This is a genomic window from Allobosea sp. P1_A7 (assembly GCF_056406775.1).
Genome location: NZ_JBFTZN010000283.1, coordinates 1 through 7,518 on the forward strand (window position 1 = coordinate 1; position 7,518 = coordinate 7,518).

Consider the following 7,518-nt stretch of genomic DNA (forward strand, 5'->3'; position numbering starts at 1 on the left):
TTGGTGTGCCGGTCTTTGGTGTGCCGGTCTTCGAGCGGCGCGACGGCAGGTTGGTATTGCGCTCCGAAGCGCGGGAACTGATGGCGAGCCTCGACGCGGTCGAGAGCGAATGGTGCAATCTGCGAGAAACCGTCGCGGATTTGCGTGCCGGGCGCGCCTTGCCACTGCGCATCGCCGCGACGCCCAGCATCGGACAGGGACTGGTTGCAGGGGCCCTGCGCAAGCTGCTGGCGACGCATCCCGACGCACGTGCTGAGCTCATCATGGGCAATCCGGTCGCGGAGCTTTCGAACGGGACGGCCGATATCGGCTTCATGTTCTCGCCGCGCGTGAGCGACGACATTGCTTTGACGCCGCTAGCCGAAGGCTCGATCGTTGCCCTGGTCCGGAAGGATGATCCTCTGGCTGCGCAGGGCAGCGTCGATCTTGCCGAACTCGCGGGGCGCCGGTTGCTCTGCTTCGATCGGGAATCGTCGCCGCTCGGCTGGCTGATCGCCAAGGCGCACGAAGAGGCCGGGCTCGTCTACGCCCCTTTCATGACGGCGCCCTACAGCATCACCGTCGCGCATTTGCTGGCCCGGGATGGCGATGTCTCACTCGTCGACAGCATGCTGTTCGAGGCGCAACGTTTCGATGGCCTCGCCCAACTGCAGATCACGCCGCGCATCCCGATCACGATATGCATGATGACCGCCCGCAGCCGCCCGCTGTCTCACCTGGCAGCGCGCATGGTCGAGATCATCACAGGCGGATAATGTTCTGACCTCGCCCCGATCATTGTCCCCATCGCTGCTGCCAGGCATTGGCCGCCAGGGCGCCAACGCACTCGATCAGCGGCGTTGGCACGCCCGTCCTGCGACCGAGTTCCGCAACAGCGCTGACAATGGCGCCAAGCTCCAGCGGGCGCCCCGCCTCCATGTCCTGCAGCATCGAGGTTTTCACACCGATCAATGTCGGAGGGAGTTCGAGGCGTGCCTCAAGCTCTGGCAGATTCTCGACCCCGAGCGCGGCGGCAACCGCGACACACTCCGCCATGATCGACTTTGCGACGGCCCTGACCGCAGGATCTCCCACGATCTTGTCGACCGTCGCCCCGGTCACGGCCGAAAGCGGATTATAGGCTGCATTGCCGAGCAGCTTTTGCCAGACCTCAGTCCGGATATCTGCGCTCTGCTCGCTATCGACCCCGCCCGCTCTCAACAACGCGACGACGTCTGCCAGCCGGCTGTCATGCGGCTTCAATGGCTCGCCGACAACAAGACGCTTTCTGCCGTTCCAGGCGATGACGTTCGGCGCGGGCCGGTTTGCACCGATATAGACGACGCAGCCGAGAACCTGACCGGCTGGAATGGAGGCCTCGATCGCACCGCTCGCATCGACCGATGCCAGCCTCCGGTCGCCGAACTGCGTTCCCAGACCTTGCAGATACCACCAGGGAATGCCGTTCAGCATCGGCAGAACGATCGTCGATGGCCCGATCAGGGGCCGGATCGAATCGAGACCGCTCGCCCAGTCATGAGCCTTGAACCCGACCAGAACGAGATCCTGGACCCCTGCGGAGGCTGCATCGGCGGCGACCTGCACCGCCACGGTTTCGGTCCCTGAGGGAGACTGGAGCGTCAGGCCCTCCGTTGCGAGCAGAGCAGCGGTCTCAGCGCGCGCGATGATAACGGGCCGCTGACCCGCCTGGGTCATATGCCAGGCAACAACCCCGCCGATCGCTCCTGCTCCAACGATTGCAACGCGCATGGTTCCGCTCACTGATGGACGATCGCCACGACTATAGGGGAGAGTGCTCGGTGCGATAGCGTAGGCCTGTCTTAGCTCGAATGTCCGGCGGACATGGTCGCCAAGTTTCCTGACATTCCGATGTCGGGCACACTCAACTCTTTGGCGATGGAGGTGTCTGTGTTGCGCATCGCGTGCGTCAGGCAGGCATTGCTCATGCCGCGCAGGCTCGTTTCGACCTCGTCGGCGAGGACCGCCGTCTTGAGTTGGGCCGCCGAGCCCGCTGCTGGCGACAAACTGCCAAGGATGATGATCGCGGATGGTAGCCTGCGGCGCAGGCGCTTGATGGCGTATTTCATATGAGCGGAGCTCGTGCCGTCGAGATAGCACAGGCAGATCAGGGCGGGTTGATCCGCTGCCAGCGCGGCGAGGTTATTCGTCGAGAGCGTGTCTGTAGGCAGTACGCGGGCCGGGAGCCCATGCTTGCTGAGGATCTGCGCCAGCATTAGGGCAGCAGCCTCATCGAGCTCCGATTGGGCGGCGACGCAAACCACCCGGTCTTCACCGCGGAAGGCCTCCCCCAGGTTTTCCGATGCCAGAATCGGCAGGTCGGCTGAACTTTCGGCCTCGTCGGTTTCTGCGATTGCTGCTTCTGCCTCGGGGTCGCTGGTCGTTTCTCCGACTGTTGGATTGCGGTCATCATGGTCGGCGAGGTCATCGACGACTTCCCGCACCGTTTCCAGGATCCGTGCCTGTCGTGTCGCATCAAGGACGCCGCGCGCCGCGTCGCTGGCTGCCAGCCGCAGACCTTCCAGGGCGACTTCGTCATAGTAGACGGAGAGGGAGCGCTCCTTGAGAACCTCTTCGGCCTTGTCTGCTGCCTCAGCGGGATCCCCGGCGAGCACACGCTGATAGAAGATCTCGGGAGCGGACAGTGCTGGCCGATCTCCCAAGAGGACATCGAGAAACTCCAGCCGTTCGACATGACGGCCCAGAACCACGAGGCAAACTGTCAGCGGAGTCGCAAGGACCAGCCCGATCGGCCCCCACAACCACGTCCAGAACGTGGCAGCAACGACGATCGCGACAGGCGAAAGCCCCGTCGAGCGGCCATAGACCAGCGGTTCGACAACATGACCGGCGAGCGGCTCGGCAACCAGAAACAGCGCGGCGGTCCAGGCCAGCATGGTCCAGCCGGGATCGACGGATGCAGCGATCACCATTGGGAAAATCGCGGAGAGGATGGCGCCGAGATAGGGAATGAAGCGAAGGATCGCCGAGAGAATGCCCCAGAGCAGGGCGCTCGGGACGCCGATCATCCAGAGCCCGGTGCCGATGACGAGACCGAAGCCGGCATTGAGGACAAGCTGGGTCAGGAACAGCCGGCTGAGGCGGCGAGCGGCGTCGTCGAATGCGGCTGTGGTCTTCTGAAGATCATAGGTTCCTGTCAGCCGGATGAACCTGTTCCTCAGATCCTCACGCTGCAGAAGGATAAAAACGACGAAGATCAGGACGATACCCGTCGTCGTGAGCGGATGGATGAGGGGAGTGAGAAAGGCTCGCAGTGTCTCCAGCGCACCTGGCTCTGGCTGGTGAACCTCGACCGGGATCGGCCGCGCGTCCGGGGGGCGGACCGTCGGGTCCAACGGCGAAGCGTCCTTCTTTGGCCTATCGAGCTCCTTGCCCAGATCCTGCAGGACGTCCGCCGCGCGCGAGAGGACACCGCTGCCTGGGCCGGCCCCCCGCAGCGAAGCGATCTTCTCCCGCATCGTGCTCTGATAGACCGGGAGCTCTCCGGCGAGCTGGGTTGCCTGGTTGACCATTGCCACGGTCAAGGCGCCGAGCGCCGCGAAGGCGATGAGAACGACAGTGATGACGGCGAGCGAACGGGGAACCCGAAGTTTCTGGAGCCCTTTGACGAGTGGCGCGAGAACAAAACTGAACAGGATTGCGAGAGCAATCGGAACGAAGACATCGCGCCCGAGATAGAGCGCCGTCACGATCAAAGCGCCAATGGCAACATTGCCAAGGCCACTGTCGATCGCCCGAGCGGGTGCCGCCCGAGAGGGGGCGAGAGGCGCGATCGGACGCATGAATTGGTTTTCCTCGGCCACGTTTCATCCACTCAGCGGTAGAAGGTGCGCGCTGTTGGTCACTGCTGGCTGAACGGGAGATCGACCCCGATGTTCCAATAGGTCTACGGATGCACCTGCCTCTCAGTGTCCGAGAACGATCTCAGACGTGCCCAGGCCCGTCCGGGCGCGAGAACGGCGGGTGACGGACGTCCTCAGTCGCATGGCCTAGCTTCGCTAACGAGCCTCGGGAACTCTGTCCGTCGCGTGGCGGGATTTGGCTAGCCGCGTACGGTCCTTGCCGAGACCGGTTGCTTCGAGAAGCCCCTTCCGCTTGGCATCGTAATAGTACCCATTGCGATAGTAGCGGTCGGCGCGGATCTGATCGCGATCGGCCACGAGCCAGGCTCCCCGCAGGTATTTGAGCCCATAGGTGAGATTGACTTCGGGATCGAGCAACCCGGCCGCCGGGCCGGCATAACCCATGGTTCGCGCCGTCGCGTGTTTGATCTGCATCAGGCCGAAATGGCCATTCTTCTGGGCGGTGGGGCGATAGTTGCTTTCGCGCTTGACGATTCGACGGACCCAATCCGCAGGGAGTTCGTAATGCGCGGAATGTCGTTCGATAAGTCGGTCGATTCCCGCGCGGTCCGAGCCCGGTTGCGGGTCAACGGGCTGTTCGCTGGAGTAAGCGAGCGGTTTCGCTGCCTCCGCGGAAGCGTCGTCCGTGGTGGTGCATCCCGCAATCCCGGCAGACAGCAGGATGATACCGGCTGCAACAAGACATCTTTGCCAAGACAATCTGGCCTCCATCAGCTGATGAACCTGCTCACGGGGACGCCAACAACTCCTGATCCTAGGCTCAACTACCCTAGGCTCCAAGGTACGCGGACTTGCGGCAACTCTGCGGCGGACGATCTGGACAGGTGACGGGTGGCTTCCTGCCCAATGACGCTCGATACTTGGTTCGGGGATTTGGTGAGGCGGGTCCAGCTGGAGCGTTCGAAGTTAGCTACGCTCCCCCTGTCATCCCGCCAGCGTCGGCAGGACTGCGGAGCAGATTGATGAAGCAATCGGGCAGTCACCCATTGGCCGGGAAGAGGCAGCGAAAAAGCTGGTTGGCGAACCAGGAGCGCCCATGTGCACGCGCCGTGACGGCGGCTGCGTCAGGCCCTTGTTTCTTCTAGCTTAATTCCACCAGGAAAAGCCTGGTGGAGCTGAGGGGATTCGAACCCCTGACCTCTGCAGTGCGATTGCAGCGCTCTCCCATCTGAGCTACAGCCCCAAGGCGCTGGCCTTCTAGGCCTTGCGTCGCGTGAATGTCAATCGCCTGCGCCGGGAGTTTTTCGGCGATGGCGAAATCTTTCCGCGTCACCAGCCTGAAGACGACAAGAGGAATGTCGATGCGTGCCGTTCTCGACGTGGTGATGCTCGCGCTGAACATCTACACTTGGCTCCTCATCATATCAGCGGTTTTGAGTTGGCTGATCGCCTTCAACGTCGTTAATACCCGCAATCAGTTCGTCTCCTCGGTCTGGGATTTCCTCTATCGGGTGACCGAGCCGGTGCTCAGGCCGATCCGGAACATGCTGCCCAATCTCGGCGGTATCGACATCTCGCCGATCATCCTGCTGCTGATCATCTTCTTCATCGAGCGCGTGATCGAGCGCTATCTGTACCCTGCCGTATTCTGAGATGGCCGTTCCCTGGACGGCGACGCCCGGGGGATTGCGGCTGAGCGTCAGGCTGACCCCGCGCGGTGGGCGCGACGGGGTCGACGGCATCGAGGTCCTCGCGGACGGCCGTGCCGTGCTCAAGGCACKGGTGCGGGCCGTGTCCAGCGTGGGGGAGGCCAATGCAGCGCTGATCGCCTTGCTGGCGCGCAGCCTGTCGGTCTCCCGCTCCGCCGTGACACTGGCTGCCGGAAGCACGGCGCGGCTCAAGACTCTGCTGGTTGCGGGGGAAACCGACCTGCTCGCGGCGCGGCTGGAGCAGCTCCTTGCGTCGGGCTAGGGGCTCTTCGCTCCTCCCGCGCTGCACAAATCTCTTGACGAAGGCGGCCAGTTCCTGTCCGAACAAGGGCAATGGACACACCCCAGTCTTTTCCTGAGCGGCTCACGGAAGGCTATCGCGCCTTCCTCGACGAACGTTTCTCGCGCGAGAAGAGCCGCTATGAGGAGCTCGCCGAAAGCGGCCAGACTCCCAAGATCATGCTGATCGRTTGCTGCGACTCGCGTGTCGCGCCCGAAACCATCTTCGATGCGCGCCCCGGCGAAATGTTCGTGGTGCGCAACGTCGCCAATCTGGTTCCGCCATTCTCGCCCGACGATCAGCTGCACGGCACCTCGGCCGCGCTCGAATATGGCGTTCAGGCGCTGAAGGTCGAGCATATCGTCGTGATGGGCCATGGCCGCTGTGGCGGCATCCGCGCCTTTGCCGATGATGCGCAGGGGCCGCTTTCGCCCGGCGATTTCATCGGAAAATGGATCACGCTGATCAATCCGGCAGCACAGCGCAGCGGCGGCCGCGGCCGCAACGAGGACCTGGAAACCTATGTCGAGCGCCTGGCGCTGGCCTCGATCCAGCAATCGCTCGCCAATCTGCGGACGTTTCCCTGCATCAGCATCCTCGAGGGCAAGGGCCGGCTGAAGCTGCACGGTGCCTATTTCGCCGTCGCGACCGGCGTGCTGATGGTGCTCGATGCCGCGACCGGACAGTTCGTTCCGGCCATTGGCGAGATGCCCAAAAAGGTGCAGACTATCCGCTGCAGCGAAGCCGGATGAGGGCGAAAATTTAGCTGCTCCGCCCCCCATGACGGCGGGCGCGGCTTGCGCTAGATTGTCGCTTCCCGGTCACTGATTTTTGAAGCTCGCATGTTCGATCGTCGTAAGCCCTCGGCTCCCGCTCCCTTCGTCACCCACGAAAATATCGAAGCCAAGATCAAGTGGTTCGACCCTGAGAAGGGCTTCGGATTCGCGTCTCCTGCCGACGGATCCGGCGACGTTTTTGTGCATGTCTCGTCCATCGGTCCGCTCGATCCGCAGGATCTGCAGCCGGGTGCGACGATCGTTGCCGATCTCGGCGAAGGCCGCCGCGGTCTTCAGGTCGTGGCCGTGCACGAGATCGACGCCTCGACCGCAACGCCCGCCGCCCCGCGTGGCGAGCGTGCTCCGCGCCCGTTCTCGCCGCGCCCGCCGCGTGACGATTTCGGTGGTGGCGGCTATGGCGGCGGCGGCGGCGGTGGTTATGGTGGCGGTGGTGGTGGCTACGGTGGCGGCGGTTACGACCGCGGCGATCGCGGCGGCTTCGGCGATCGCAACAGCGCCCCGATGGAAGGGCCCTATGACGGTGCCGTCAAGTTCTTCAACTCCGATCGCGGATTCGGCTTCATCGCGCCTGACAATGGCGGACCGGATGTGTTCCTGCATGTCAGTTCGCTGAGCCGCAGCGGCCTGCAGCCGCCGATGGACGGGCAGCGCGTGCGCTTCTCGATCCGCGCCGGCAAGAAGGGCCCGGAAGCTGCGAACGTCAGTTTCATCTGATCGTTGCTTTTGCACCGACCTGATCCAAGGCCCGCCGGTTTGGCGGGCCTTCTCTTTTGGGGCGGTAGGAGTCAAGCAAAAGCGCCCACGGCGGGGTCATAGAGCCCGCCGTCGATCGCTTTGGGTGATTATCCGACAAGCCTCTGCGCCACGCTGCGCGATAATGAGTTCCCGCC

At 63.5% G+C, this 7,518-nt stretch carries 8 protein-coding genes and 1 tRNA gene; 5 read left to right on the forward strand and 4 right to left on the reverse strand.

All coding sequences use genetic code 11. The annotated features are described in order from the left end of the window. The coding region (locus tag AC1D34_RS31060; protein WP_476826302.1) for a LysR substrate-binding domain-containing protein at window positions 1–755 on the forward strand (755 nt) is incomplete at its 5' end. Between the two features lie 19 nt (window positions 756–774). On the opposite strand, the gene AC1D34_RS31065 is transcribed toward AC1D34_RS31060, so the two are convergent. From AC1D34_RS31065 to AC1D34_RS31080, 4 genes are all read right to left on the reverse strand, one after another. Then, window positions 775–1,749 (reverse strand): ketopantoate reductase family protein, encoded by a 975-nt coding sequence (locus tag AC1D34_RS31065; RefSeq protein ID WP_441492412.1) that lies wholly within the window; start codon window positions 1,747–1,749, stop codon window positions 775–777. A gap of 71 nt (window positions 1,750–1,820) precedes the next feature. Next, window positions 1,821–3,821: an AI-2E family transporter gene (locus AC1D34_RS31070; RefSeq protein ID WP_476826303.1), complete on the reverse strand. Its 2,001-nt coding sequence runs from the start codon at window positions 3,819–3,821 to the stop codon at window positions 1,821–1,823. A gap of 216 nt (window positions 3,822–4,037) precedes the next feature. After that, window positions 4,038–4,601 carry a transglycosylase SLT domain-containing protein gene (locus tag AC1D34_RS31075; protein ID WP_441492414.1) on the reverse strand — a complete coding sequence of 188 codons (564 nt, stop codon included), beginning with the start codon at window positions 4,599–4,601 and terminating at the stop codon, window positions 4,038–4,040. A 408-nt stretch (window positions 4,602–5,009) separates the two neighbouring features. Next, window positions 5,010–5,085 (reverse strand) — tRNA-Ala (locus tag AC1D34_RS31080). A 118-nt stretch (window positions 5,086–5,203) separates the two neighbouring features. Between AC1D34_RS31080 and AC1D34_RS31085 the strand changes: the two genes are divergently transcribed. The 4 genes from AC1D34_RS31085 (at window position 5,204) to AC1D34_RS31100 (ending at window position 7,342) form a co-directional block, all read left to right on the forward strand. Beyond that, entirely contained in the window at window positions 5,204–5,494 is a 291-nt protein-coding gene (locus AC1D34_RS31085; RefSeq protein WP_441492532.1) for a YggT family protein, read from the forward strand. Between the two features lies 1 nt (window position 5,495). Continuing rightward, window positions 5,496–5,813, forward strand: a complete 318-nt coding sequence (locus AC1D34_RS31090; RefSeq protein WP_476826304.1) for a DUF167 family protein — start codon at window positions 5,496–5,498, stop codon at window positions 5,811–5,813. Between the two features lie 71 nt (window positions 5,814–5,884). Next, window positions 5,885–6,583, forward strand: coding sequence for a carbonic anhydrase (locus AC1D34_RS31095; RefSeq protein WP_476826305.1), 699 nt, complete (start codon window positions 5,885–5,887; stop codon window positions 6,581–6,583). A 90-nt stretch (window positions 6,584–6,673) separates the two neighbouring features. Next, window positions 6,674–7,342: a cold-shock protein gene (locus tag AC1D34_RS31100; RefSeq protein ID WP_441492417.1), complete on the forward strand. Its 669-nt coding sequence runs from the start codon at window positions 6,674–6,676 to the stop codon at window positions 7,340–7,342. The last annotated feature ends 176 nt before the right edge of the window (window positions 7,343–7,518 follow it).